At 56.8% G+C, this 26,018-nt stretch carries 24 protein-coding genes; 7 read left to right on the forward strand and 17 right to left on the reverse strand.

What is annotated here, in order from left to right; all coding sequences use genetic code 11:
• Positions 1–695 (forward strand): alpha/beta hydrolase (locus tag WCG50_RS08485; protein ID WP_336899160.1); only part of this gene is annotated, 695 nt, incomplete at its 5' end.
• A gap of 413 nt (positions 696–1,108) precedes the next feature.
• Here the strand turns inward: WCG50_RS08485 and WCG50_RS08490 are convergent.
• From WCG50_RS08490 to WCG50_RS08545, 12 genes are all read right to left on the reverse strand, one after another.
• Positions 1,109–2,830 carry a GGDEF domain-containing protein gene (locus tag WCG50_RS08490; protein WP_336899161.1) on the reverse strand — a complete coding sequence of 574 codons (1,722 nt, stop codon included), beginning with the start codon at positions 2,828–2,830 and terminating at the stop codon, positions 1,109–1,111.
• Complete coding sequence (locus WCG50_RS08495; RefSeq protein WP_336899162.1) at positions 2,827–4,020, reverse strand: extracellular solute-binding protein; 1,194 nt, start codon at positions 4,018–4,020, stop codon at positions 2,827–2,829. The genes WCG50_RS08490 and WCG50_RS08495 overlap by 4 nt, the downstream gene beginning before the upstream one ends.
• Positions 4,021–4,306: 286 nt before the next feature.
• Positions 4,307–5,563: an NnrS family protein gene (locus WCG50_RS08500; RefSeq protein ID WP_336899163.1), complete on the reverse strand. Its 1,257-nt coding sequence runs from the start codon at positions 5,561–5,563 to the stop codon at positions 4,307–4,309.
• Positions 5,560–6,258, reverse strand: coding sequence for a Crp/Fnr family transcriptional regulator (locus tag WCG50_RS08505; RefSeq protein WP_336899181.1), 699 nt, complete (start codon positions 6,256–6,258; stop codon positions 5,560–5,562). Before WCG50_RS08505 ends, WCG50_RS08500 begins: the two co-directional genes overlap by 4 nt.
• A gap of 108 nt (positions 6,259–6,366) precedes the next feature.
• Entirely contained in the window at positions 6,367–8,196 is a 1,830-nt protein-coding gene (locus WCG50_RS08510) for a VWA domain-containing protein (RefSeq protein WP_336899164.1), read from the reverse strand.
• Complete coding sequence (locus WCG50_RS08515) at positions 8,196–9,023, reverse strand: 4Fe-4S binding protein (protein WP_336899165.1); 828 nt, start codon at positions 9,021–9,023, stop codon at positions 8,196–8,198. The genes WCG50_RS08510 and WCG50_RS08515 overlap by 1 nt, the downstream gene beginning before the upstream one ends.
• Before the next feature lie 109 nt (positions 9,024–9,132).
• Positions 9,133–9,936: a CbbQ/NirQ/NorQ/GpvN family protein gene (locus WCG50_RS08520; protein WP_336899166.1), complete on the reverse strand. Its 804-nt coding sequence runs from the start codon at positions 9,934–9,936 to the stop codon at positions 9,133–9,135.
• 6 nt (positions 9,937–9,942) lie between these two features.
• Positions 9,943–11,364, reverse strand: a complete 1,422-nt coding sequence (locus WCG50_RS08525; RefSeq protein ID WP_336899167.1) for a cbb3-type cytochrome c oxidase subunit I — start codon at positions 11,362–11,364, stop codon at positions 9,943–9,945.
• Positions 11,365–11,400: 36 nt separating this feature from the next.
• On the reverse strand, positions 11,401–11,838 hold the full coding sequence (locus tag WCG50_RS08530) for a cytochrome c (RefSeq protein ID WP_336899168.1): 438 nt from the start codon (positions 11,836–11,838) through the stop codon (positions 11,401–11,403).
• A gap of 164 nt (positions 11,839–12,002) precedes the next feature.
• Positions 12,003–12,701 (reverse strand): Crp/Fnr family transcriptional regulator, encoded by a 699-nt coding sequence (locus WCG50_RS08535; protein WP_336899182.1) that lies wholly within the window; start codon positions 12,699–12,701, stop codon positions 12,003–12,005.
• 251 nt (positions 12,702–12,952) lie between these two features.
• Positions 12,953–13,666, reverse strand: coding sequence for a response regulator (locus WCG50_RS08540; RefSeq protein ID WP_336899169.1), 714 nt, complete (start codon positions 13,664–13,666; stop codon positions 12,953–12,955).
• On the reverse strand, positions 13,641–15,563 hold the full coding sequence (locus tag WCG50_RS08545; protein ID WP_336899170.1) for a type IV pili methyl-accepting chemotaxis transducer N-terminal domain-containing protein: 1,923 nt from the start codon (positions 15,561–15,563) through the stop codon (positions 13,641–13,643). The genes WCG50_RS08540 and WCG50_RS08545 overlap by 26 nt, the downstream gene beginning before the upstream one ends.
• Positions 15,564–15,780: 217 nt before the next feature.
• Between WCG50_RS08545 and WCG50_RS08550 the strand changes: the two genes are divergently transcribed.
• From WCG50_RS08550 to WCG50_RS08575, 6 genes are all read left to right on the forward strand, one after another.
• Positions 15,781–16,041, forward strand: a complete 261-nt coding sequence (locus WCG50_RS08550; RefSeq protein ID WP_336899171.1) for a chaperone NapD — start codon at positions 15,781–15,783, stop codon at positions 16,039–16,041.
• Positions 16,032–18,557 (forward strand): nitrate reductase catalytic subunit NapA, encoded by a 2,526-nt coding sequence (gene napA, locus WCG50_RS08555; RefSeq protein ID WP_336899172.1) that lies wholly within the window; start codon positions 16,032–16,034, stop codon positions 18,555–18,557. The genes WCG50_RS08550 and napA overlap by 10 nt, the downstream gene beginning before the upstream one ends.
• 53 nt (positions 18,558–18,610) lie before the next feature.
• On the forward strand, positions 18,611–19,435 hold the full coding sequence (napG, locus tag WCG50_RS08560) for a ferredoxin-type protein NapG (protein ID WP_336899173.1): 825 nt from the start codon (positions 18,611–18,613) through the stop codon (positions 19,433–19,435).
• A complete protein-coding gene (gene napH, locus WCG50_RS08565) occupies positions 19,432–20,328 on the forward strand; it encodes a quinol dehydrogenase ferredoxin subunit NapH (RefSeq protein WP_336899174.1) in 897 nt (298 codons plus the stop codon). Before napG ends, napH begins: the two co-directional genes overlap by 4 nt.
• A gap of 33 nt (positions 20,329–20,361) precedes the next feature.
• A complete protein-coding gene (locus WCG50_RS08570; protein ID WP_336899175.1) occupies positions 20,362–20,811 on the forward strand; it encodes a nitrate reductase cytochrome c-type subunit in 450 nt (149 codons plus the stop codon).
• Between the two features lie 111 nt (positions 20,812–20,922).
• Positions 20,923–21,570 carry a nitroreductase family protein gene (locus WCG50_RS08575; RefSeq protein WP_336899176.1) on the forward strand — a complete coding sequence of 216 codons (648 nt, stop codon included), beginning with the start codon at positions 20,923–20,925 and terminating at the stop codon, positions 21,568–21,570.
• A 16-nt stretch (positions 21,571–21,586) separates the two neighbouring features.
• Here WCG50_RS08575 and WCG50_RS08580 read toward each other — a convergent pair whose 3' ends face one another.
• From WCG50_RS08580 to WCG50_RS08600, 5 genes are all read right to left on the reverse strand, one after another.
• Positions 21,587–22,342 carry an SDR family NAD(P)-dependent oxidoreductase gene (locus tag WCG50_RS08580; protein WP_336899177.1) on the reverse strand — a complete coding sequence of 252 codons (756 nt, stop codon included), beginning with the start codon at positions 22,340–22,342 and terminating at the stop codon, positions 21,587–21,589.
• Positions 22,343–22,359: 17 nt separating this feature from the next.
• Positions 22,360–23,007, reverse strand: coding sequence for an RluA family pseudouridine synthase (locus tag WCG50_RS08585; protein ID WP_336899178.1), 648 nt, complete (start codon positions 23,005–23,007; stop codon positions 22,360–22,362).
• A complete protein-coding gene (locus tag WCG50_RS08590; protein ID WP_336899183.1) occupies positions 22,994–25,024 on the reverse strand; it encodes an ATP-binding protein in 2,031 nt (676 codons plus the stop codon). Before WCG50_RS08590 ends, WCG50_RS08585 begins: the two co-directional genes overlap by 14 nt.
• Before the next feature lie 119 nt (positions 25,025–25,143).
• A complete protein-coding gene (locus tag WCG50_RS08595) occupies positions 25,144–25,293 on the reverse strand; it encodes a hypothetical protein (protein WP_336899179.1) in 150 nt (49 codons plus the stop codon).
• Between the two features lie 53 nt (positions 25,294–25,346).
• Positions 25,347–26,018, reverse strand: a 672-nt coding sequence (locus WCG50_RS08600; RefSeq protein WP_336899180.1) for a 5'-nucleotidase C-terminal domain-containing protein, incomplete at its 5' end; no start/stop codon positions are given.

Here is a 26,018-nt window from a genome sequence, read left to right on the forward strand (position 1 = left end):
CGCTGGTGCTGATGCATGGGAAGTGGGGTTCGCCACTGTCTCTGGCGGTGTTTGCGCGCAGCATCGACCCCACCTGCACAGTAAAGTCGCTAGACATGCCATGGTCAGCCCGACGGGCCTATGACGAACCCTACCCTGTGGCGCTGCAAGAGATTGCAGCGCAAGTGAAGGCATTTAGGGCAGCAGGCTTCAAGCGGGTGCTGGTGGGTGGCCAGAGTTTTGGCACCAATGCCGCTCTGGCCTACATGGCCACGGTGGGAGACGCCGATGGCGTGCTGGCGCTGGCGCCGGGACACTCGCCCCGGTTCTCCTATGACCTGGGGATTGGCAAGACGGAGGTGGACGAGGCTCGGGCGCTGGTGACGGCAGGTAAAGGCAGCGAGCGCATTACCATGGACGACATCAACCAGGGCAGGCGCCGCAGCATGCGCATGAGCGCAGACACGCTGCTGAGCTACTTTGACCCCAACGGCCTGGGCCACATGCCCGGCACGTCGGCAGCTTTCAAAACGGCCGTGCCCGTGCTGTGGGTCATCGGAACCGCCGACCCACTCTACTCCGCTGGCGAGGCCTATGCTTACGCTAAACTGCCGCTGCATCCGCACAGCCAATACTTGGTAGTGACGGCAGACCATGCCAATACGCCTGATGTGGCCACCCACCAGGTAGTGGCCTGGCTCAAGACGTTGAACTGAGCCAGGCCAGCCTGCGCCCTTTAAAGGAGCGATTTTTCCTGAATATCGCTCCGTTTGGAATTAGTGCTCTGTCACGTCGCGAGCAGCGGCAAATACACCCTGTAATTTACGTTCATAGAAAGCGATGGCGTTTTAGGACACTACAGTTTCCCGGCCATCACGAGTACGAACGGTCAACTCGTAATTGGTTGTTTATCCACCGATCAGCACCCAATTACTGATTCACAAATCTAAGTGGCGTCCAATGCAATCAACGATCTTCCAACACACCCTCGCGCTAGTGCTAGGTTTGCGTACCGCCAGTTATTGCACTAAGAAAGAGCGGGCACCTAATTCACTCTTTAGTTTCGCTGTCGACAATCTGGGAAACGTTTCGTAAAAGCCGACTCCCGTCATCGATACATCTCAGTCATTCAGCTTACCGAAGTGGGTGAAGTGAAAAAATGAACCCGCTGCTCAGGATCAGCCTTGGCTTGATACATGGCCCGATCAGCATTGTTAATGAGTTGATCGAGCGTCTCACCATCGTGCGGATACAGGCTCACGCCCACGCTCATACTGATGTGTAGGATCTGGTTGGCGTAGGGTAAAGGTTTATGAATCTGTTCACTCAGTTTGGAGGCAACCTCAGCCACTTTTTGGCAACTGTCGATATTTTCCAGCAGTACCACGAACTCGTCGCCGCCGAGTCGGGCCACAGTGTCTGTTTCGCGAACATGGGCACTGAGTCGTTTGGCTACGGATTGCAGAACCGCGTCGCCGGCTTCATGACCGAAGCAGTCGTTGATATCCTTGAACTTGTCCAGATCGATGAACAAAAGCGCCAGAGGTTGTGATGATCGTTGGGCACGCGCAATCGCATTTTCGAGCCGTTCCAGAAATAGTCGCCGGTTGGGTAGATGGGTCAGCGTGTCATGCAGCGCCAGGTTTTCCATTTCCTTATGACTTTGTTGCAATTGGGCAAACTGCTTTCTGATCTGGTTGTGCATCACGAGGAAGTTGCGTGCCAGTTGGCCCAGTTCGTCCTGTCTCTGCGTTGGCAAGGCCCCGATGTCCTGATCGACCGAGAAACGCTGAACCGTATTATTCAGCTTGTTGATCGGGTTAGTGACGTAACGCGCCAACGCCACCGCCAGCATGATGCCCGCGATGCCGACACCTCCGATGATCAGTACGATTTTTTCACCTAATTCATCGGCTTTTGCCAGCACCTGTTGCATTGGCTGACCAATACCCAGGAACAGCGTGTTGGCGCCGTAGAGATGCCTGTCAGTGTCGCGGATGAAGACCGTGACCAGCGGGGCATCGGCATAAGCACCAGTGTTGGTTACTACCGTGATTTCAGTGGTCTTGCGTTCAACAAGCGCTGTGGCGGCTGGAAATTCGTCCTGCAGCAGGATGTGTTGTCCACGGTCGAAGCCGAATGTTTCGGACGAATTGGGATGAATCAGAAAGTCGCCTTGCTGGTTGGCAAGAAAAAGGCGAAAGGTTTTAGGCAGATCGGACGCCAAAGAGTCAAAGGCACTCTTCAGGTCGAGGTTGATGACGATCACCCCGATGGTATGGTTGGAGGTGTCAAACACCGGGGTGGCAAAGATTGCAGTCGGCTGGTTCAGGCCGGCATGAGCACCACGTTCGTGATTGATGACAATCGGCGACAAATAGGTGCTGCCACGCAGCATTTTCAAGGTGTCCGATACATAGGGGAAATAGCCTTTCTCCTGCAGGTTGTCACCAGTGACTCGCACGGGACCTAACTTGTCACGGTCCACACGAATCTTTTCCAAGCCGTATTCGTCGGCTGAAATCAGGCGTATTTGCAAATAGGACGGGTTGTTGACGATCAGTAATTCGAAAAGAGTGGACAACGTGTTTTCGGCGTCCGGTGTTTTCTGTTTAAGAAATTCGCGGCTAACCGGGTGATTTGCCAGCAGACTTAGATCCTTGATGATGTCCAGGTGCAGCGAGTCGATGCGGTGGTCCATCATTTTTGCGGTAGAAGACAATTGCTCCTTGGTATTTTGTACCAATAGATCGTGACTGTAGCGGTAGACATAAAGGCCGGTCAGACCTGCGGTCAGGCAGCCCGCTAGGGCCAGCACCCAGCTCAGACGTGCAGCAAAACCGAATTTCATGGGGCCAGTACCTTGCTGGCGCGGTCACCCGAGACGATGCGATCCCACAATTGCTCCCGGCGGGTCACGTTCTCGACCGGTTCTAGCCATCGGATGCTGTCATTATTTGTCAGGTACGGTGAGGGCGAAGTCGTATTTGCGAGGCCTTGGCGTTCCAGCAGCGCCTGGCCGACTTTTGGTTCGAGCATATAGTTGATCCATTGATGGGCAAGACTGCTGTCTTGGGCTCGGGCGGTGATGGCCCAGCAATCGAGCCAGGCTAATGCACCTTCCTTGGGGATGACGTAGCCGACGTCAATGCCGGCGGATTTGAGTAACTTGACCTGCTGGGAACCATAGTTGGCAAACATCAACGCGGCGAGCTTATTTTTGAATAGTTCGACTGATTCATCCGGTTGCTTGTAGAAACCACCAGCATTGCGTCGCAAGGCGATCAGGCGGTCGACGGCCGCCGGCCATTGTTTGTCCTGCAACTGAAACGGTTTGCTGTTGCCCAACACTTGGGCCGCCAGCGAGAAGTTATGGGTGCCGCCGTTGTACAGCAGCACCTTGCCGCGGTAGCGAGGGTCCCACAAGGCGGCGATCGATGTTGGCGGGGTGTCGATCTGTAGCCGATCGTAGATCAGTCCCATTTCGGAATAGGTGTAGGGCACTGCATAGCGTTTTCCCGAGTGGACGAGCCCAGGAATCATGTCGGCGTTATGAAAGCGCGCTTGTTGCTTGACAATGTTGGGAATGTTGGTTGCGTTGATAGGTGTCACCAAATTTCTGGCGATGTAACGTTGCAGTTCGGCGGTGTTGACAGCGAAAACGTCGAAGTCCTGGGCGCCGTTCTGGTTTACCCGTTGCCAGAGCTGCTCATCGTTGTCGATGAACGTCACCTCGACACGGCTGCCTGTGCGTTGCTCAAAGACCTTGACCAGATCGGCATCCGCGTAGCCCGGCCACGCAAGTACCCGCAACGTATTTTGAGCCGCCGTCACTGACAGGCTTGTGCTGGCAAATGTCAATGCCAGTAGCGACGTGAAAATCCAATGCCAGCGACCTTGCGCTTTTTGTCTGACATTATTTTTGATCAACGTCATGGTGAGACTGGCAAGAAAAATACTTGCGAGTAATTCTGTATCCAAACCGAGTGGGCGGAATTCGAACTGAATTGAGGCATTTTTTGGGCCTTGGTTTATTTCCATTTGCACAGTGTGGTGATAACAACGTCGATGTTCGACATGAGTCACCCAACTTATCTGGATTTTTAACTATAAATGATAAAAATTGATAAAATATTATAGTGCGAAGCGCCTAACTGATGATAATTTCCTAAAAGTGGCGCACAGACGGCATTTCCAACAGGAGCACCTACCGTCAAATTTAAAACCTCACAATTCTCGCTCTCATGTATCGGCTAGTGGCCGAATGAATTCTGACTGGGGTTGAATTGAACTTCCCGGAAACTGTCGTTCGTGTACTGTCATTAGATTAACCCGGGCGGCCATCCAGTCGTGGGCGACCAAACCAGCGGCCATAGCGAATGGCCCAGCCAAACGTGGCGAGTGTCCAGGCCGCAATGGCCCCCAGCGTGAACAGTGTGCCTTGAGCGGGCCATAGGGCGGCGATCACCCGCAGCAAGACGGCAGTTTGCAGCACCCAGTACAAGGCCCAGGCCGTGTTGTCGGCGGCCAGAGTACGGCCGCCGTGGCCACTGCTGACCCGCGTCGCCATCGCAAACAAGGTGCAACCCAAATAGCCCATGGTCATGGCATGCAATGGCGCTAGTCCAAGCGAAAGCTCTCCCGCAGTGAGCGCCATCAGCGTGTGGGAAATGGCATTCAGGGCAAAAGATATTCCTAACCAGGCAAAGCCGCCATGCAGCATCGCCAGTAAGCGGATTTTCAGGCTCTGCACCAGCCCCCAGCGCACTGCCAGCCAGAGCATCAATAGCGCCGATGGCAATTCAAAAGCAACTTGCGCCCAGCGAACTGAAGCGGGCAAGGGCCACCACAGCAACTCGGTGGCGCTGAGTGCGCCTTCAAGCCAGAGCATGCCCAGCATGACCCACAGCAGCCACATCGGGCGCCAAACATCCAGCATGGGAATGGCACTGGCACTGAAGAAAGGAATCATGCGGTGCGAGACCACGGCAAATACAGTGGCTACAAAAGTCCACAGGCCAAACTGGGTGGCGGTGCGCAGTATCAGGTCCGAGTCAAGGGTCAGCGCCATGGCGGCGGTCCATAGTGTGACGACACCGATGCCGCAAGCGACAGCGGCCAGCATGGGATGGACCCGGTCTTGCATGCGGCTTTGGCGCAATAATTTCAAGAACCGTAAGCTCAATTGGGTCCAACCGCTGGCCACCATGGCTAAACCGGCACTGGCAAAGAGTGCCTGAAAATGCAGACCCGCCAGCACCGTCATCCAGCCAGCCAGCATGAGGCTCAAAGCGGGTAGTAACTGACGGGCGTTGACCTCAGGCAGGCCCAGCCATTTGGGCCCAGCGGTGAAGAGAAATCCGGCAAAAAAGAACGGCATGAACCCCAAACTCATCAGCAGCGCGTGGGCTGAAGAAACCGGCACGGCGCCAGACGGCGGGATGTTGAGCGCACGCATCACCAGCAGCGCCGCCCACCAGAGTGAACAGGTCGCCATCATGAGGGCCGCCATGAAGAATCCCAGTCGGTGTGGCGCAGCCAGCAGCCAAACTGGGCGCCAGGTCGGTCCTGCGCTGGGTTTCAATGCGATCCGTAGCTGGCGAGGCGCTGCACGTCAAGGATGCGGATTTCGCGCTTGTCGATTTCGATCAGTCGTTCAGCTTCCAGTTCATGCAAGACGCGCGAGAAGTATTCAGGGGTGAGGGACAGTCGTGAGGCAATAGTGGCCTTGCTGACCGGTAAAGACACTGTGACAATGCCCACGGCGGAGGAGATTTCATCTTCTACATCGCGTAGCAAGTAACCAATCAGGCGTTGCATGCCGCTGTGCAGGGCATAGCCTTCGACGTCTTTCACCAATCCGTGCAGACGACGGGAAATGCCCGCCAGCATGTGTAGCGAGAAGCGTGGGTCGTGTTCAATCTCACTAAATACGGCTTGCTTGCTCACACAAACAATAACGCTGTCTGCCAGCGCCTGTGCGTTCAGGATGCAGGGCATGCTGAGAAACATCATGGCTTCAGCAAAGCTTTGTCCTGGACTAACCAGTTCAACAATTTTTTCTTGCCCAGCGGGTGATGAAACGTAGAGTTTTACTTGTCCAAGTACCACGATGTAGAAAGCATCGCAGGGGTCTCCTACACGGAAAACCATGTCACCACGGGTCATGCGCCGTAGTTGACAGCCCCGTGCCAGACGTTCCCGTTCTTCAGGGAAAAGGTCGCTGAACAACGGCAGCACCGAGAGGTAGCGCGGCATGTCGAATTGTTCCATGTCCATTTTCATAGGACCTACTTTCTGGGAGGTGGCTGAGGTTCCAGATTGTAGTGGTCGCAAAGAAAATGGATCGGAATCCAGCTGGAACGGTGTATCTGTATTTTTCATGGTTTAGCGGGCGAGGGTGACCCACGCCTGAGTCAGTTTGTTGACCAGATCCTCTGGCCGGTGTACCAATGCGTAGCCCCGCTGGCCAAATAGCAGTGGCAGGTAATCGTGACCCGATTCGTCGATAGTCACGCAAAAGGGCGTCAGGCCCGCAGTATGGGCTTCATGGATAGCATGGCGGGTGTCTTCAATACCGTAGCGACCTTCGTACAGGTCAAGGTCATTGGGTTTGCCATCGGTCAGCAGCATCAGCAAGCGTTTACGTTCAGGCCGTACCGCGAGCTGTTGCGTGGCGTGGCGAATGGCGGCACCCATGCGGGTGTAGTAGCCGGGTTTGATGGCGCCGACACGGGCGCGAGCCACATCGTTCCAGGTTTCGCCAAATCCTTTGAGGTGTTGCAATCGCACATGCTGGCGACGCACCGAACTAAAGCCCCAGATGGCAAAGGGGTCGCCCACCGCGTTCAAGGCTTCCCCGAATACAAACAAGGCGTCACGAATGACGTCAATCACCTTGGCCTGCGAGGTGGCGTAGGCATCGGTTGACAGCGATAAATCTGCCAGCAACAGGGTGGCCAGACTGCGGTCGCTTTTGGCGTGGCGGGTGTAGACCGGTGGCGTGTCACTGCGCAAACCGTTGTGCCCCATTTGGTCCGCACTAAAGCGCACCCAGGCATCCAGATCAATGGTGTCGCCGCTGTCCTGCCCGTGTTGAGGCCGGGGCGCCTCGCGCAAAGTTTCCAGGCGGCGACTGACCCGGCGTGCCGTGAGCTTGAGGGCGGGTGCTGGCACATAAGTGGCGCCGGCACGGGTCTCCATGATTTGAACCACGCAATGGTCAGGCACCAGAACGCCACGGCGGTAGTCCCATTCCGGAAAGCGCTGGCCGGGTCCCAAGGGCAGGTCGTCGGCACTTGAACTGGGTAAGTCCAAGTCGAACTTGACGCGCGAGGCCAGTGTTTGGCCGTCGGGTGCAAGTGAGAGCTTGTCCATGTCGTTGGCCGCCGTGACGGCGTTGCCATCGTCTTCGTCATCGGTGCTGCGGTTGACGCGCACCATTTCATTCCACGACATGATGGCCTCCCCCCGGAACGGCAGGATCAGGGCGTTGCGGCCATCACTGTCTTGCGTGCGCTGGGTGCGCCTTCGTTGTTTGTCTTCGGCTGAGCTGTTGTTGGGCGTGTCGGCGTTTTCTTGTGTGCCCTCGTTTCGGGTTCCGCCGCAGGGCAAGGCATCGCCAGCGCCAACCCAAAGCCATACGGTTGAAACATCGCTGGACAGGAGCGCGCAGTCGTTCAAGGGCGCGCCATTCAAGGCGGCTTGAATCGTGGACTCAGAGACCGCCGCTTCGCCGCGCAGCATGGTCGGAGGGGTTCGCAGCAAAAGGTGTGCGCTTAGCAACCGTTGGTGTCGCTGTGCAAAACCGGGGAAATACTGCAAGCCCAGTCGACTGGCCTCGCAGTTGTCAGCGACCCAGTGGCCAGTGTGCTCGAAGAACGCTGACTGAATCGCCAGCCACAGGTACAAGTCGCGGTTCAGTACCTTGTCATCAAACACCGAGAGCGTAGCGGGCAGGGCGAGCACATCGGGTTCCAATCGGGCGGTGTCGGCGCGCACGCCGCTTCCGGCTATTTTTTGCAACCAGCCCCGGGGTCCACCGACGCGTTGCTCGGACGCGGGCGCCAGTCGCAAAGCCGGTGAACCGCCCGCCGCCCGGAACAGGACGCCAATTGATTTTTGAACCTCTTTGAGATGCACTGCAGCATGGGGCGAGCCGCGTTGCGCCAGATGAGTGACTGCTTTGTGCCACCAGCGGCCTACCATTTCTTCCATCAGGAAGGCTCCTTTTTGTCTTTTTTGCGCTGGCGAAGGGTTTCACGCAAGGCGTCGGCACCGACCTGCCACTGTAGCGTTGGCTCGCGGGCCTGGGCGGTTTGGGAGTCGTCACATGCGGTCAGGCACTGACCACATTGCACACAAGAAAACATCTTGCGCTTGATGTTGCGCGGGTTCAGTCGCATCGGGCAAACGTTGTCGCAGGCTGAGCCCCGGGGGGCATCGCAGGTCTTGCAGTCTTTGGCGCGATCGCGCGCGAAAGACACCACCATGCCTTGCGGGTTGGCCATCCAGACCAGACTTTGAAATAAGCCCACGGCGCAGCCAAAACGGCAAAACAAATGCCGGGCAAAGGCAAACTCAGCCGTGAACACCAGACTGCCAATCAAGATGAAGCGCGCCTGATTGGGGGTGAGCGTGCCGTGCACCAATCCACCCCAGATGGCGACAGGCGGCAGCAAATACGTAAGCAGGGTGATGGCCCACAGGAAGCCCATCAAGGCGCAACTCAAAGCAAAGAGGGGCCACCACTGCGGGTTGGGTTGTGCGTTGGCGCGTGGCGTCTTGCTTTTGTCCCACAAGCTGAGCTTGCCGCAGGCGCGGTGCAATAAATTGTTCAGGGTTTCTACTGCTGAAAAATGGGGACATAGCCAGCCGCAATAAAGGCGGCCATAACGGTAGGCAATGCCCAGGAAGACCGCGACGAACAGCATGCCCGGCAAAAAAGCGCGCAACATGATGCTGAGGCCGGCTTGTGTGGCATTGATCTCGCCGCGGGCCAAGGCATCAATGCCGAGCGACCAGCGCATGCCTAAAAACCACATTTGAGTTTCGTTCAGGTCGAAACGAAGCAAATTCAGGGCTGGCGCAAAAACGAAAAGCAGGAAAAATCCTGCTTGCGTTGCATTGCGTAATTTTTGGAGTTTTTGAGTGTCAAGCGGCATCGCCAACCAGGGCACGCACCACCTCACCCAAGGCTTCGGCAGTGGATGCGTCGTCCGTGAGTGCATCAATAATTGCGGCCTGGCAGGCCACTCGCAATGGCAGGCCGGAGGCCACCAGGCGACCGGCAGACACTAGCAACCGCGTGCTGACAGTTTCTTCCAGATCAAACTCGGTCAGGCAGCGCAATGACTTGGCCAGTTGTACCAGTTGCATGGCGCATTGCAGTGAAACGCCAGTTTCAGTTTGTACGATGGCCAGCTCGACCTCGGGCACCGGGTACGTCATGCTGAGCGCAATGAAACGTTGCCGGGTACTGGGTTTCAATCCCTTGAGCAGGTTTTGATAACCTGGGTTGTAGGAGATAACCAACATGAATTCGGGGGGGGCAAGCAGTTGCTCACCAGTTCGCTCGATCGGCAAAATACGCCGGTCATCAGCCAGTGGATGCAGCACGACGGTGGTGTCTTTGCGCGCCTCCACAATTTCATCAAGATAGCAAATAGCACCCTGGCGCACAGCGCGGGCCAGCGGGCCGTCATTCCAGACGGTGTTGCCATTGCCAATTAAAAAGCGTCCCACCAGATCGGCGGCGCTCAAGTCGTCATGGCACGATACAGTAATCAGGGGCCGCCCAAGGCGGGCGGCCATGTGTTCTACAAAGCGGGTTTTTCCGCACCCTGTAGGACCTTTGATGAGCAGTGGCAACTGCTTTCTCCATGCATGTTCAAAGAGCTCGCATTCGCCTCCTTGTTTTGCATAGAACGGAATAGTTGCCATTTGCTGCATCTTCATAGTGGCTTATGCGCGAATCGGCATGCCAAGGGTGACCTTGTCTTCATCTGCGCCTGGTTTGGCAAAGAAGCTGTAAAGGAAGGTAATCAGTCCGGACAGGAACATCACGCCACCCACCATACGCAACCAGTAGAAGAAGCGGAGTTGGTCTTGCGTCGCCATAAAGGACATAGCACCTTCAGTCGGCATACGTTGCAGCCAAACTTGCAGAATGCCAGCGCCGGTCAGTGCCAACACCATGACACCCATGCCAATCGTCATGACCCAGAATGCCCACATTTCAAAGTTTTGCGCACGGCGGCTATTGGCTTCACGACCGCGAAGCAATGGCATGCAGTAGCTGATCATGGCCAGAACCACCATCACATAGGCACCGTAGAAAGCCAGGTGACCGTGAGCAGCAGTGATTTGCGAACCGTGAGTGTAGTAGTTGATAGGGCTCAGCGTGTGCATGAAACCCCACAGGCCAGCACCGAGGAAACCGACCACGGAACAACCCACAGCCCACAGCAAAGCAGCCTGGTTCGGGTGATTGAGGCGGCGGCGTTGCACCATGTTGAATGCAAACACAGTCATCATGAAGAACGGAATGGGTTCGAGTGCAGAGAAGACGCTGCCAATCCATGTCCAGTAACCGGGCATGCCGATAAAGAAGAAGTGGTGACCGGTACCCAAAATGCCAGAGATCAGCGCCATGGCGATGATGACGTACAACCATTTGTCAATCACTTCACGGTCAACGCCGGTGGTCTTGATCAGCACGAAGGCCAGCAAGGCGCCCAGAATCAGTTCCCAGGTTCCTTCAACCCACAAGTGAACCACAAACCACCAGTACATTTTGTCGCGAACCAGATTGTCGGGGTTGACAAAGCTGAACAGGAACATCAGCGCCAGACCCCACAAGCCCATCAGCAGCACCAAAGAGATACTGGTTTTGCGGCCTTTGAGAACGGTCATGCTGATGTTGAACAAAAAGCCCAAGGCAACAATCACGATACCAACCTTAGTCGGCAGCGGTTGCTCCAGAAACTCTCGTCCCATGGTCGCCAGCAGTTCATTGCCGGTCAATTCCGCCAGTTTGGCATAGGGCACCACAAGGTAGCCCACAATGGTCAGTGCACCTGCGGCCAGAAAGACCCAGAACAAGACCATCGCCAGCTTGGTGCTGTAGAGCTCGGTTTCAGATTCCTCGGGGACGAGGTAGTAGGCAGAGCCCATGAAACCAAACAGCAACCAGACGATCAGCAGATTGGTGTGAACCATCCGGGCCTGATTGAATGGGATGTAGGGAAACAGAAAATCGCCAAGGAGGTATTGCAGCCCCAGCGTGATGCCAAATAATATTTGGGCTGTAAAAAGAACCAAGGCGGCGACGAAGTAATACGTCGCGACGCTTTGTGATTTGTATTTGAGTGATATCGCTTGCATTTGAATTACCTTATTCGTTTAGACGTGTTTCAACGTTTAGCCTTCGATATTTGGTGGCCAGTTATTGGTGTTGACGTTACCCGTCCAACGCAGGAACTCAACCATGTCGTCAAGCTGCTTTTCAGTGAAGTTGAATTGGGGCATTTGACGACGGCCCTCAATGTGCGTGGGCTGCGAAGCAATCCATGCCTTGATGAAATCTGGGCCACGGCGTTTGTAGACATTACCCAACTCAGGTGCGAAATACGCACCTTCGCCCAATATCGTGTGGCAGCCGATGCAATTACGTGTTTCCCATAATTTCTTGCCTGCAATGACTGAAGGCGTGATGGCCTCAGCGTTGGAGCGTTTGGGTATTTGACGTTCGCTGTCAAATATAAGTGCGATAAACACGAATATGAAAAATACGGATCCTCCGTAAAACATGTTGCGTGCCATTTGCTTCGTGAAGCCGCTGGCTTTGACCTGATTCATTTAGTTGAACTCCTTAAAAATGTGTCGTCGTGGAGCGTACTGGCTGACGTTCGGTCAGTCCTTAAGACGGTTTAAGAAATGCCCTGATTTAGCAATGAAATTGAATTTATGCTATTCACGCAGGCGAGCAACTTCCCACGATTCATGCCGACTGAGAGTGCTGTTTAATGACAGCCGTAGCTGGCGAGACGACGTACATCGAGAATGCGAATTTCCCGTTTGTCTATCTCGATCAGTCGTTCGGCTTCGAGTTCATGCAGCACGCGCGAAAAGTATTCTGGCGTGAGTGACAGGCGGGAAGCAATCGTGGCCTTGCTGACCGGCAAGGAGACCGTGATGGTGCCCATGTCGTCGGTGATTTCATCGTCGAGATCACGCAATAGGTAGCCAATCAGGCGTTGCATACCACTGTGCAGGGCGTAGCCTTCTACGTCGCGTAATAAACCATGCAGACGGCGTGAAATACCTGCAAGCATGTGCATCGAGAACCGCGGATCGCGTTCTATTTCTCCAAATACCGCTTGCTTGCTGACACTCATCAGCATGGTGTCTGTCAGGGTTTGTGCATTCAGCATGTGCGGCTTGTTGAGGAACATCATGGCTTCGGCAAAACTCTGTCCTGGACCAATGAGCTCCACAATCTTCTCCTGGCCCGAAGACGAGGCAACATACAGCTTGACCTGGCCTGTGACGATGACGTGAAACTCTTCACATTGTTCGCCGGCGCGGAACACCATCTCGCCACGCGAAAGTCGTCGCAGTGCGCAATCCTGAGAGATGTTTTCCCGCTCGGGTTTGGTAAGGTTGCTGAACATCGGGAGCACTGACAAGTAGTTTGTCATGTCGAATTTTTCGACGTCCATTTTCATGATTTTTTACCGTGTTGTTTCGGCGCCTTTCGACATTGAAGTCGAACGAAAACACAGTGCAGATGTGCATGCATTTTCTGGGCATGACCGAAAATAGTTAACTTGCCTTAACTTTAAGACAGGTTGACCTGGCGCGGTATCCCTCTGAAGGAGGGTTCATGGCGGTAAATAGAACTACCCCTTACTGGCCTGACCTAGTTCTAAAGAACTAGGTTGGCATCAGCTTTGCCAAGACTTGACATAGATCAAATCAGGCCGCTCTCAGAAGCTATAACAGCGGCATGCACCCGGGTACTGACGTCGAGTTTGCGCAAGACGTGCTGAACGTGGATCTTGACCGTGGTTTCAGCAATGCCGTGTTCACGGGCAATCTCTTTGTTGCTGGCACCCCGGGCGATGCCACGCAAGATGTCGAGTTCGCGGGGCGACAGACTGGCCAGTGAAGGGTCGATGATCGCAGGCAACGGGGTGGTCGTGCCTTGAGTGGCGCCCCGGTAGGCAGCCACCAGTTTGCTCGTCATTTCCGTGGCGATGACGCTTTCACCTTGCACGGCACGCAGGATGGCGGCAATCAGGTCGTCGCCTTCCATGGTTTTCAACAGGTAGCCGGCGGCGCCGCCGCGCAAGGCCAATGACAGGTCGTTCTCATCTTCGCTAACAGTCAGCATCAAGATTTTTGCGTGGGGTGCCGCCTCGATCAAGGCGGGCAAGGCGTCAACGCCATGGACGCCTGGCAAGTGGTTGTCCAGCAGGATGAGGTCGGGCTGGAGTTCCTTTGCCCGGAGTTGGGCCTGGCCCGCGTCTGCCGCATCACCAATGACCCGAAGGCGTGAATCGCTGGTCAGGAGGGCGGTCAATCCCCGGCGAAACAGGGTGTGATCGTCCACGACCAAAATGCGAATGGGGAGCGGTTGGGCTGTTTGTATCAAGGCGTCATCCTGAAAGCTTGTTGGATTCACGTTGGTCGATAGGGTTCGTTGCTATAGGGTGGGCCGAGGGGGGCATGGTCAGTGTGACCGTACTCCCGAGGCCGGGTGTTGATGTGATGCTGAGCTCAGCGCCAATGCGCTGTGCCCGTTCCGACATGATGCGCAGGCCAACATGGGTTTCGTCAAGTTGGTCGTTGTGCGGAATAAAACCCAGGCCATCGTCGCGCACCTCAAAGCGCCACTCGGGTTGCTGGTTTACATTCAGCCAGACTTGCGAGGCTCGGGCGTGTTTGCGCACATTAGAGAGGGCTTCCTGCACGATGTGCAGCACTTGAATTTGCAGGTCGGGCGGCAGTGGCAGGCCTTGGCCCTGCATGGTCAGCGTGGCGGTCAAGCCGCTTTGGTGCTCGAACTTGCGCAGTGTCGTGGCCAGTGCGGGCTCAATGTCCTCGGTGTTGGTGCGGGTGCGGTAATGCAGCAGTAGTTCGCGTACATCGGCATAACTTTCACGCACGCCCAGGTCAATTTCTTCCACCACCTTTTTGATCTCATTGGCGTTGCCGGACTGCACGGCCGTGCGCATCAACTGCACCTGGATTTTGAGAAAGGCCAGGGATTGGGCGATTGAGTCGTGCAACTCGCGCGACAGCAGATGGCGCTCTTGCGACACTGCCGCTTCCTTCTCCAGTGCGTTAAGCCGCAAGTTTTCCATGGCACTGGCCAGTTGACTACTGAGTGCTTCCAGCAAGGATCGTTCGGCGATGGACGGGCTGACGCGTGTATTGAAAAACAGATCAATCTCACCCATCAACTTGTCATGAAAATACACCGGTATATTCACCACGGTGTCAAAGCCGGCCTTGGCGCAATGCTGGAGGGTGGGCGTCGTTATGGCGTGGATGGGAATCACGCGCAATCCCTTCAGGGGTGTGGCTGACCCGCAATGGCAATCCCCTTTGTCAATGCAAAGTTCGGCGTCCACCATGGCGCTGGGCAGGCCATGGGCCGCGAGCATCAGGTAGCGCTGGTTAGCTTGATCAGACCAGCGCAGTGCCACCGCATCGGCATGGGCAATACGGGTAATGCTTTTCACAAAACCCTGGGCCAGTTCGTCGAGTGTGGTGGCTCTCGCAACCAGCGCTGTTACCTCATACAAACTCTCCAAGCGTTCGTGTTTTTCTTCGAGCTCAGCGGTTTTTTCTGTGACCTTGTGCTCTAGATAGAGGTACATGGATTGCAGGTTTTCGGCCATGCCATTGAAACCTTCCGCCAGGGTACCGAACTCATCGCTGGTCACGTGCTCTACTCGGGCACTGAAGTCGCCTAATTGAATTTTCTCTATCGCTTGTTTGAGTTGGCTTACCGGGGTAAGAACAATCAGATTTCCGGTGTAAAACAGGACGGCAGCGCCCAGAATGGCCATCGCAAGCATGGACATTTGCAGCATGTGCAGCATGGCCGTCCAGTGCGCCATGTGGTCTTCAATGGCGGTCACCAAGTCGTCAATATGCGTGGCAAACGTGATGGTTTCATCGCGCAAATCCAGCAGCAAAGCAGGCTTGCTGTCGATCCAACGATTGCGAAATTGTGTCCAGTCTTGCTGCACTATCAGGAATCGGGTGCGCACCGCATTGTCCAATGGCATAAACAAGGGGCGTGCCGGATTGCCACTTTTAAGTTCGGCTAGGCTCGTGTCAAATTGACGGACTTGTTCGGCCAGCGCCGCAGTCTCGCCGGTGCCTATCGACAGGGCCATGCGGTATGACTGCATGCGCATCCGGCCCGCTTCGTTGACGGCAGCGGCGCCCCCGTCGAGTTGCCACGACACCCACAGCGTGGCCGCAGTCGTAATCAGGGCCAGCAGCAAAAAGGGCGCACCAATGAGCGCCATCTTGGCACTCAGATTCCAGTACTTGTGACGTGTCATGGTTTGATTTGTGAAAACAGCATCTTACTGATCTCTTGTGATTAGTTCTTCGAGTTTTTAAACACGGTCATGTTCATCGGGAAACGATATATACCAAGGGAATACCCTAAATAACTAAGCTAGATTAATGTTTTTTATACCCCTATCGCTAAAGTTGGCATTGGGTATAAAAAACCATTTTCCGCGTTTAACGCGAACCACTATTGAAGGCTGCGTTTTGAATATTTCCAGCGCCATTGTGTATGCCAAGTCCGAACATGAACCGGCTTTACGCGCCCAACTGTTGCAGGTGACCGGCGTGGAAGTTCATGCCAGCACCGATGACGGAAAAATGATCATCACCATTGAGAGCGAGAGCGACCGCACAGCGGTCAACACCTATGAGGCCATAGAACGCATGGAAGGCGTTTTGTCCGTGGCCATGATTTTTCAGCAAACCGAATCCCACCCTGACCAGGAGCTATTGAAATGCAAGTAACCCGTCGTGAACTTATCAAGGCCAATGCTGTGACCGCAGCCGCTACAGTGATTGGCATCAGCGTGCCAGGCGCCAATGCGTTGGCCCAGTCTGCCACCGCCGCTGACGGGGTGCGCTGGGACAAGGCCGCCTGCCGTTTTTGCGGCACCGGATGCGGTGTATTGATCGGGGTTAAAGACAACAAAGTGGTGGCCACGCAGGGCGACCCCGATGCGCCGGTCAACAAAGGTCTGAATTGCATCAAGGGCTATTTCCTGTCCAAGATCATGTATGGCAAAGACCGCCTGACTGAGCCACTGTTGCGCATGAAAGACGGCAAGTTTGACAAAAACGGCGAGTTTGCCCACATCACCTGGGACAAAGCCTTCGACATCATGGAAGAAAAGTGCAAGGCGGCCCTCAAGGCCGGCGGCCCCAAATCCATCGGCATGTTTGGCTCTGGCCAGTGGACTATTTGGGAAGGCTACGCCGCGGTCAAACTGTTCAAGGCAGGTTTCCGCTCCAACAACATTGACCCCAATGCGCGCCATTGCATGGCATCGGCCGTGGCGGGCTTCATGCGCACGTTCGGCATTGACGAGCCCATGGGTTGTTATGACGACTTCGAGCACGCTGACGCCTTTGTGCTGTGGGGTTCCAACATGGCCGAGATGCACCCCATTTTGTGGTCGCGCATCACTGACCGCCGACTGACGGCCAAGCACGTCAAGCTCAATGTGCTGTCCACCTTCTCGCACCGCTCCTGCGAGCTCGCCGACAGCGAACTGATCTTCAAGCCCCAGTCCGATCTGGCGATCCTGAACTACATCTGCAACTACATCATCCAGAGTGGTGCCGTGAATGCCGATTTCGTTAAAAAGAACGTGAACTTCCGCAAGGGGGTGACCGACATCGGCTACGGCCTGCGCCCCAACCATCCGCTGGAAGTTGTGGCCAACAACAATGGTTATCCGGGTGCCGATGGCAAGCCCAAGGGCAACTCGGGTGCTTCCGACCCCATGACGTTTGACGAGTTCAAGCTGTTTGTGTCCGAGTACACGGTGGACAAAGCACATGAAATTTCGGGCGTTTCCAAAGACAAACTGCTGGCGCTGGCCAAGACCTACGCGGACCCCAAAACCAAGGTCATGTCTCTGTGGACCATGGGCTTCAACCAGCACACACGCGGCACTTGGGTCAATAACATGATCTACAACGTGCATCTGTTGGTGGGCAAGATTTCTGAACCCGGCAATGGCCCGTTCTCATTGACCGGCCAACCTTCGGCCTGCGGCACCGCCCGCGAAGTCGGCACGTTTGCCCACCGCCTGCCTGCCGACATGGAAGTGACCAACCCCAAGCACCGTGAGTCGGCTGAAAAACTGTGGAAGCTGCCCGCAGGTACGGTGCCAGATTGGGTTGGCTTGCATGCCGTGGCGCAAAGCCGAGCACTCAAAGATGGCAAGCTCAATTTCTACTGGAGCGCCACCTCCAACAACATGCAGGCGGGTCCCAACATCAGTGGTGAAACCTGGCCTGGCTACCGCAACCCCGCGAACTTTGTGGTGGTGTCCGACGCCTACCCCACGGTCACGGCGATGGCTGCTGACCTGATTCTTCCCGCTGCGATGTGGGTCGAAAAAGAAGGTGCTTTCGGCAACGCCGAGCGCCGCACGCAATTCTGGCGGCAGCAGGTCAAGGCACCGGGCAAAGCCAAGTCCGACCTGTGGCAATACGTCGAGTTTTCGAAAAGATTTAAGGTTGAAGAGGTATGGCCCGCTGAATTACTGGAGAAATCGCCAGAATTCAAAGGCAAAACCTTGTATGACGTGCTGTTTGCCAATGGCCAGGTGAACAAGTTCCCGGTGTCGGAAACCCAAAAAGGTTTCGAGAATGACGAATCCAAAGATCTCGGCTTTTACCTGCAAAAAGGCCTGTTCGAGGAATACGCCAGCTTTGGGCGCGGTCACGGGCACGATTTGGCCAACTTTGACGTCTACCACAAGGCACGCGGCTTGCGTTGGCCCGTGATCGACAACAAAGAAACGCTGTGGCGCTTCCGTGAAGGCTTTGACTCATATGTCAAAAAAGGCGAGGGCGTCAAGTTCTACGGCAAGCCCGATGGCAAGGCGGTGATTTTTGCGCTGCCCTACCAACCTGCGGCCGAGCAGCCCGATGCCGAGTTCGATTTGTGGTTCTCCACCGGTCGCGTGCTGGAACACTGGCACACCGGCTCCATGACCCGTCGCGTGCCTGAGTTGTACCGCGCCATGCCCGATGCCTGGCTCTACATGAACGCAGACGACGCCAAGAAGCGCGGCCTGCAGCGCGGCGACACGGTCAAGGTGTCAACACGGCGCGGCGAGATCAGTACCAAGGTGGAAACCCGTGGGCGCAACAAGATGCCAGCCGGCGTCGTGTTCATGCCCTTCTTTGACGAGCAGCGCCTGGTCAACAAACTGACGCTGGACGCTACTTGCCCGATCTCGAAGCAAACCGACTTCAAGAAGTGCGCCTGCAAGGTCGTCAAAGCCTGAGAACACTGAAGCACCCGCAGGCATGAGCCTGCCTGCTTTGTCTGCTGAATGATATGAAAACGCCCATCCCCGTCAACGCCGCTGCACGACGCCAGTTCATCTTCGATTCCGCGAAGATGGTGTGTGGCGTGGGTGCGATCGGCTTGGGGCTGGGCTTGTACAGCAAGCAGGCCAAGGCCTTGCCAGCCGGGGCCATTCGGCCACCCGGCGCAGGCAGTGAGCAGGATTTTCAATCGGCCTGCATCCGATGCGGCATGTGTGTGCGTGACTGTCCGGTGGACAGCCTCAAACTTGCGACACCCGACATGCCGGTGGCCACGGGCACGCCGTTTTTTGTGGCGCGCCTCAAACCGTGCGAGATGTGCGAGGACATTCCTTGCGTCAAGGCGTGTCCGACCGGCGCGCTGGACCACAAGCTCACTGACATCACCAAGGCCAAAATGGGCTTGGCGGTGCTGGTGGACCACGAAACTTGTTTGAACTTTTTGGGCATGCGCTGTGACGTCTGCTACCGCGTTTGCCCGGCCATCGACAAAGCCATCACGCTGGACGTGCAGCACAACGCGCGCACCGACCGGCACGCCATGTTTCTGCCCACGGTGCATTCAGAGTTTTGTACCGGCTGCGGCAAGTGTGAGGCCTCTTGCGTGCTGGAAGTGGCCGCCATCAAGGTGTACCCGATCAAACTGGCCAAGGGTGAACTGGGCGCGCACTACCGTCTCGGCTGGGAAGAAAAGCGCAAGGCGGGTAAGTCTTTGGTTGAAGACAAACATCTCATCGACCTGCCTGATCGCATGCCTGAGGGGTTGAAGTTACCCGGGCACTTTGACCCCGGCAGCGCTACTCCTGCACCGATCTCCAATGAGGCACCGCGATGAGCGCCCCCTCGAACGTGGTGGGCCAAGAGGCGCTGGATGCCAAAGGCTGGCTGGGCGCGCACCGTTGGTTGCTGTTGCGGCGCGTGTCGCAACTCAGCATTTTGGCCTTGTTTCTGGTCGGCCCCTTGTTTGGGGTGTGGCTGGTCAAAGGCAACCTGAATTACAGCCTGACGCTCAATACCGTGCCCTTGACCGACCCGCTGGTACTGCTGCAATCGCTCGTCACCGGCCACACGCCAGAGCGCAACGCCCTCATCGGCGTGGTGATCGTGTTGCTGTTTTATGGGCTGGTGGGCGGTCGCGCTTACTGCGCCTGGGTGTGCCCGGTCAACATCGTGACCGATGCGGCCAGTGCGCTGCGCCGCAAGCTCGATATTCGGGGCGGCGGCGATCTTCCGCGCGAGACCCGTTACTGGCTGCTGGCCTTGATTCTGGTACTGGCTGCCACCACCGGCGGCATTGTCTGGGAGCTGGTGAACCCGGTGTCGATGTTGCACCGGGGCCTGATTTTTGGCATGGGCGCGGGCTGGTTGCTGATCGGCGCCATCTTCTTGTTCGAACTGTTTGTCATGAAACGCGGTTGGTGCGGTCACATTTGCCCGGTGGGTGCTTTTTACAGCGTGATAGGCCGCTTCAGCGTGTTGCGGGTGTCGGCCAGCAAACGCGAGGCTTGCAACAACTGTCTGGATTGTTTCGTGGTGTGCCCCGAGCAGCAGGTGATTCGCCTGCCGCTAAAAGGCGCCGCCAAGGGGTGCAGCCCGGTGATCTTGTCGCCCAACTGCACCAACTGTGGTCGCTGCATTGATGTCTGTTCCAAAGACGTTTTCACCATCGTCACCCGCTTTTCCTCCAGCCCCCCAAACCCCGTCGGCACTGACAAGCCGGCACTCTGATTTCAAAGACCATTCACACGTGGAGACCTCACTATGAAGAAGACCCTCAAAATCTCGCTGGCAGCTGTGCTGACACTGGCTGCTTGCTGGAGTACGGCCCAACAGGTCAACAGTATTCGCGGTACCGATGTCACCAGTCTGGACAACGCGCCTATCGTGCAGCCGTATCTGGGCAGCAAGCCCGGCCAGCAGGCGCTGATTGTGCGCACGTTTCAAGGCCAGCCCCCCCTGATTCCGCACAAAGTCGATGGCTTTGATGACATCAACGCCACCGAAAACACGTGTTTCGATTGCCATAGCCATACCGAATTCAGAGGCCAAAAAATACCGCGTGCCGGCAAGAGTCACTTTCTGGCCCCGGTCAGTGCCGATGCCGAACCAGTGCTGGACATGAAACGCTGGCAGTGCAACTCGTGCCATGTGCCGCAAATTGATGCCAAGCCGCTGGTTGAAAATGTATTTAAAGGCCAGTTGGCTCAGTGATTTATAGGTTTTAGGCCTCTAGCCCCCGTGCTACCTGCGTAAGTAGCTATAAATTAAGTAGCTAGTTCATGGTTTAATCGGGGCTATTCAGCGCACAAGCAAGGACACCTGATGGATTTAACGGCGGGCCACGAGTTATCGGAATTTGCCAACGCCCTGATTCATTCGCGCCAAAATGTTTCGCCTCGGCGCTTGCATGAACCTGGCCCCTCGGCAGAACAGTTGCAGGATATTTTGGGCACCGCTGCTGCGGCACCCGACCATGGTCATTTGATGCCCTGGCGTTTCGTGATCGTGCCCATTGACCAGCGCGCTCGACTGGCCGAGGTGTTTGGCTTGGCACTGGTTGACCGAGACCCCGGCGCCACGCCCGCCCAAATTGAAAATGCTTGCGAAAAAGCCTACCGAGCCCCTTTTCTGATGCTCGCGATTGCCCGGCTGACCGAGCTCGATACGACGTCAGCGGTGGTCCCCGTGCGCGGAGCCCATCACCCGGAGTCAAGTGAGGCGGAAGTCGGCGACGCTGAGCGTTTGGTGTCGTTTGGCTGCGCGATTCAAAACATGTTGTTGTCTGCCCATGCTGCTGGATTTGGCACCGGCCTGACCAGCGGGCAGGCCATGGCGTCCCCCCGCTTGCGCGCCCTGTTTGGGTTACTAGCTAATGAAACCGCCGTCTGCTGTATCAACATCGGCACCGTGACCAAGCACAAACCCATGCGCGTGCGGCCCTACCTGGCCAGCTACATCAGCAGTCTGTAGCGCTTAATCGCCGGGATCAGTCGCGCACATCGCCGACTGGGTTGTTGCCAAAGTCGGGGCGTGCCAGGTAGGCCAGCACACGGCTTGCGGCCCCCATAGGTGAGGCGAGTTGCCCCTTCTCCTTGAGGTCGATAAAACCCTGCTGGTCCGGGAAATCTGCGGGCACCGCACCCCGCAGTTGGTCCTGCATCTCGGTATCAATCACACCGGGTGCCAGTGAGCAGACCTTGGCGCCCTGAGGTTTCAAGGCTTCATCCAACGCGAGGCAGCGGGTGAAGTGGTCAAGCCCCGCTTTGGCCGCGCAATAACCTGCTTGCGAGGCCATGGCCCGTCGACCCAGCCCGGAGGAAATGTTGAGCACCTTGCGCGGGATGTTCCACGCCTCAGTCGCATTTAAAAAAGCAGCGGTCAGCAGCACCGGGGCTTCCAGTCCCACTCGCAGTGCCCGTGCCAAGTCAGTCGGGTCCGATGCGCTCACCGGCGCAATGCGTGGCATGACGCCTGCGTTGTTGATGAGGGTGGCGCTGGAAAAGGGGGTGCCAGCATGCCCTTCCAACCATTGCGAAAGCAGGCCTGCAGCGTCCACACTCTGTTCCAGGTCAAAGGGCCATTGCACCAGCTGGTTGCTGTGCTGAACGGCTTGCTGAGCCAGGGCCGTGTTGGTGTGGCGTGACATGCAAAGCACAAAATGCTCGGCGCACAAAAGCTGCTGCGCCATGGCCAGTCCCATGCCGCGGGAAGCGCCGGTGATGATGTAGAGGTGTGGGGTCATGGTTTTGAATTTCTGTTTCAAAAGGGAAGAGGGCTGTCAAACTGCAAGACTTGTCCGCTAACGGGATGCGCAAACGCCAGCGTGCAGGCGTGCAGCAACAACCGCTCGTTCATGGCCAGCACCCGCGGGCTGGCGTACAAGGCATCACCCACGATGGCGTGGCCCAAGGCCAGCAGGTGCACGCGCAGTTGGTGGGAACGCCCGGTGATGGGCTCCAGTTCAACGCGGGTGGTTTGCTCTGCCAAGTTTTGCGACAGCACCCGCCAGCGCGTCACACTGGGTTTGCCATGCTCAGGGTCAATCACGCGCAGTGGCCGGTTGGGCCAGTCCACCCCGATCGGCAGGTCAATCACACCCCAATCAGCGGCGGGCGGAGTCAGCAGGCCGTCCACCACGGCGATGTAGCGTTTGCTGACGGCACGGCTGGCAAAGGCTTCATTCAGGCGGCGTTGCACCTGAATGCCGCGTGCGAACACCATCACGCCCGAGGTCGCCATGTCCAGACGGTGCACGATCAGTGCATCGGGGTAGGCCCGCAGCGCCCGCGCACTCAGGCAGTCTTGTTTGTCCTTGCCGCGACCGGGAACGCTGAGCAGTCCGGCCGGTTTGTCGAGCACCAGCAAGGCCTCGTCGGCGTACAGCACGGAGAGTTCAGGGCGGTGCATGACCGCTTGCCAGGAGTCGCTGCAAGGTCTCGCACATTTCGTCAACATCATTGGGTTTGTGAATCAGGGCGCGAGCGCCTTCGCTGAGTGCGCTCTGTTCAATTTCCGGGGTGACATAGCCCGAAGCCAAGGCCACAGGCAGGTCCGGGCGAATAGTGCGGGCGGCACGCAACAGCTCAATTCCCGAGTAGCCCGGCATGTTGTAGTCGGTCACCACCAGGTCATAGTCCAGCGGGTGCGCGCGTAAGGACTCAACCGCCAGTCGCGGGTCCGAGAAAGTGGTGACCAAAAAACCTTTGCGGGTGAGGGCGCGATCCACCAAAAACACCAGCGCCTCGTCATCGTCCACATACATGACCCGTTGACCATTGCCGTTGACTACTTTGGGCTTGGCGAGCTCGACCGGGGCGGGCAGGGTCATCTCGCCGTCAGCCGGGAAATAGAGGGTGAAGACGCTTCCAGTCGCCGGGGTGCTTTGAACATCCACCGTACCCAGGTGAGTGCGCATGATGCCGTGCACCACCGCCAGCCCCAGTCCGGTGCCTTGTCCCACGGGTTTGGTGGTGAAGAAGGGCTCAAACACGCGTTGCAGGGTGTCGGAGTCGATGCCGCTGCCGGTGTCACGGACCGATAACTTGACGTGGGGCCCCCGAGCGCCGCTGCGGCGTTCTGACGCCCCGAGGCCCAGTTGCAGGTTGTGCCCCAGCTCAATGGTGACGGTTCCGCGTTGATCTCCAATGGCCTGGATGGCGTTGGTGCAGAGGTTGAGCAGGGCTTGTTCGACCTGGGTTGCATCGGCCAGCACGGGCGGGGTGTCGGGGTCCAGGGTCACCACCATGTCGACCAGGGGCGGCAGGGCGACCTTGAGTAAATGGACGGTTTCTTCGACCACATCGGCCAGATGAATCGGAATACGCTGGGGTGACTCGTTGCGGCTGAAGGTCAAGATTTGTCGCACCAAATCGCGGGCTCGCCGACCCGCCTTGTCAATTTCGTTCAGACTGACCAGCGCGGGCGAGGCCTCGCCTGCGTCCTGTTTGGCGAGGTCAACATTGCCCAGGATGGCGCTGATGATGTTGTTGAAATCATGGGCGATGCCGCCCGCCATGGTGCCCACGGCCTGCATTTTGTGCGACTCGCGCAGTTGAGATTCCAGCGCATTGCGGTGGGCTTCAATTTTTTTGCGGGCCGTCAGGTCACGGGCAAAAATGGTGATGGTGTCGCCATCCGGATGGTGCTCAAACGACACGCTCGCTTCAATGGCAATCGGGTTGCCGCCCGCCGTCAATGCGGTCATTTCACCCAGTTGGGCATGGGTGGTGAGTTGGGCGTAGCTCAGCGTTTGCACGGCATCCGGCATGAATCGCATCAGCGGGCTGCCCAGCGCCTCAGCCGGCGTGCATTGAAAAAGCGCCGCTGCCGAGGGGTTGAAAATGGTGATGCAATGGGCCTGGTCGACGCAAATAATCGCATCCAGCGAAGAGTTGATGATCGAGGCCAGGCGATTTTTGCTCAAATTGAGCTCTTCATTGCGGTCCAGCAGGGCGCTGGTGCTGGTCAACAAGGCACGGCGTTCGTTGAGGAGCGGTCCCTGGTCAATGATGGCGCAAATGAAGTGCGCTAGTTCATCCTGTGCATTCTCGATGCGGGCAATGTGCAGGTCGCCAGTGAAGGTACCACTGGAGCCACTGGAGAACACCACTTCAGTCGTTTCGCTGGTGCCGGTTTCTTTGGCGCAGAGGAAGGCTTCAGCCACTTTGTCAACTTGGTCGGGGCTGACCAGAGGCAATAAAAAATTCAGGGGGGGGTCGTATTCCAGGGGCCGGAATAGACGCAAAGCCATGGCATTGCTTTCCAGCACTAAACCCTGCTCGTCCACCACCATCAAGGCCAGCGGGACGTTTGAGAACAGGGTGACAAAGCGCTCTGAAGCACCTTCTGCGGCGACTTGGCTGTAGCGCAGCGCTTTGTTTTGAACTTCCAGTTCGGCCTGGTAATTACGCAGGTCTTCCACCATCTGCGGCAGCGAGTAGCCAGCCGTCAGAACCCCTTGCGGATTGGGGGGCACGCGCCGGGGGGACTTGGAGCCCTTGGAATGTCTTCTCATGGGCGCAGTCGCTTCCCCGGGCGAATCGCTTAGCGGGTAGGCGCGTTTTTCAATTTGCCGCGCACCGGGACCACCGTAGTGACGGTGGGGCGCACCGCATCAGGCGACACTGCTTTGGGGGGCGCGGTGTCTTTTTTGGGTTTTTTGACCATCTTTGCACTTTGCTGACCTTTTGCCATTTTTAGCTCCTAAGTTAGATGCCAGCCTTATCCATTAAGGCCAGAATATTTGATTATCTACGCACTACGGCTTCACCCGGGGCAAAGAGGGTTGACTTGAGGGGCGTGTGGTCAGCGATGTACTCGCGCAGCACATCGGCATCGACATAACCGCTGTCCAAAAAGCTCTTGTGACCGGTCAGAACCGGGTAGCCATCGCCCCCGACGGCCTGGAAATTATTCACCACCAAGCGGTAGTTTTTGACGGGATCAAGTGGCGTATTCCTGATGAGAGCGCGGGTCACCACGCCCGCTGTAATGTCCAGTTGAACCCCTGCAAATTGCGGGAAAGCGCCTGAGCCCACCGTCATTTTGGCCACCGTGTTCAGGTAGGCCATCACCTCGGTGCCGCTCAAGTCCACGGTGACCAGCGTATTGCCAAAGGGGAAAACCTTGAGCACGTCCTTGTAGCTGATCTTGCCAACGGGCAAGGAGTCGCGCACGCTGCCCGCGTTGACCACGGCAAAGTCGGCTCCGGTTTTTTCCATCGAGGCCAGGCCAACGAGTACGCCCATGCTCGTAGGGCGGGAACGCATGGCGGGGCGGTCACCTTCGAGTTTGGCGTCGGTCTCACCAATGCTGACGCCCAGTTTGAGTTGGCCGTAGGTCTGAAAGGGCGCCAGCAGTGCCAGCATGTCGGGGTTTTCGGGGACGATTGGCGTGTAGGGCGCCAGCGTGCTGCTGCC

The organism is Rhodoferax sp., from assembly GCF_037143375.1.
Lineage (GTDB): Bacteria > Pseudomonadota > Gammaproteobacteria > Burkholderiales > Burkholderiaceae_C > Rhodoferax.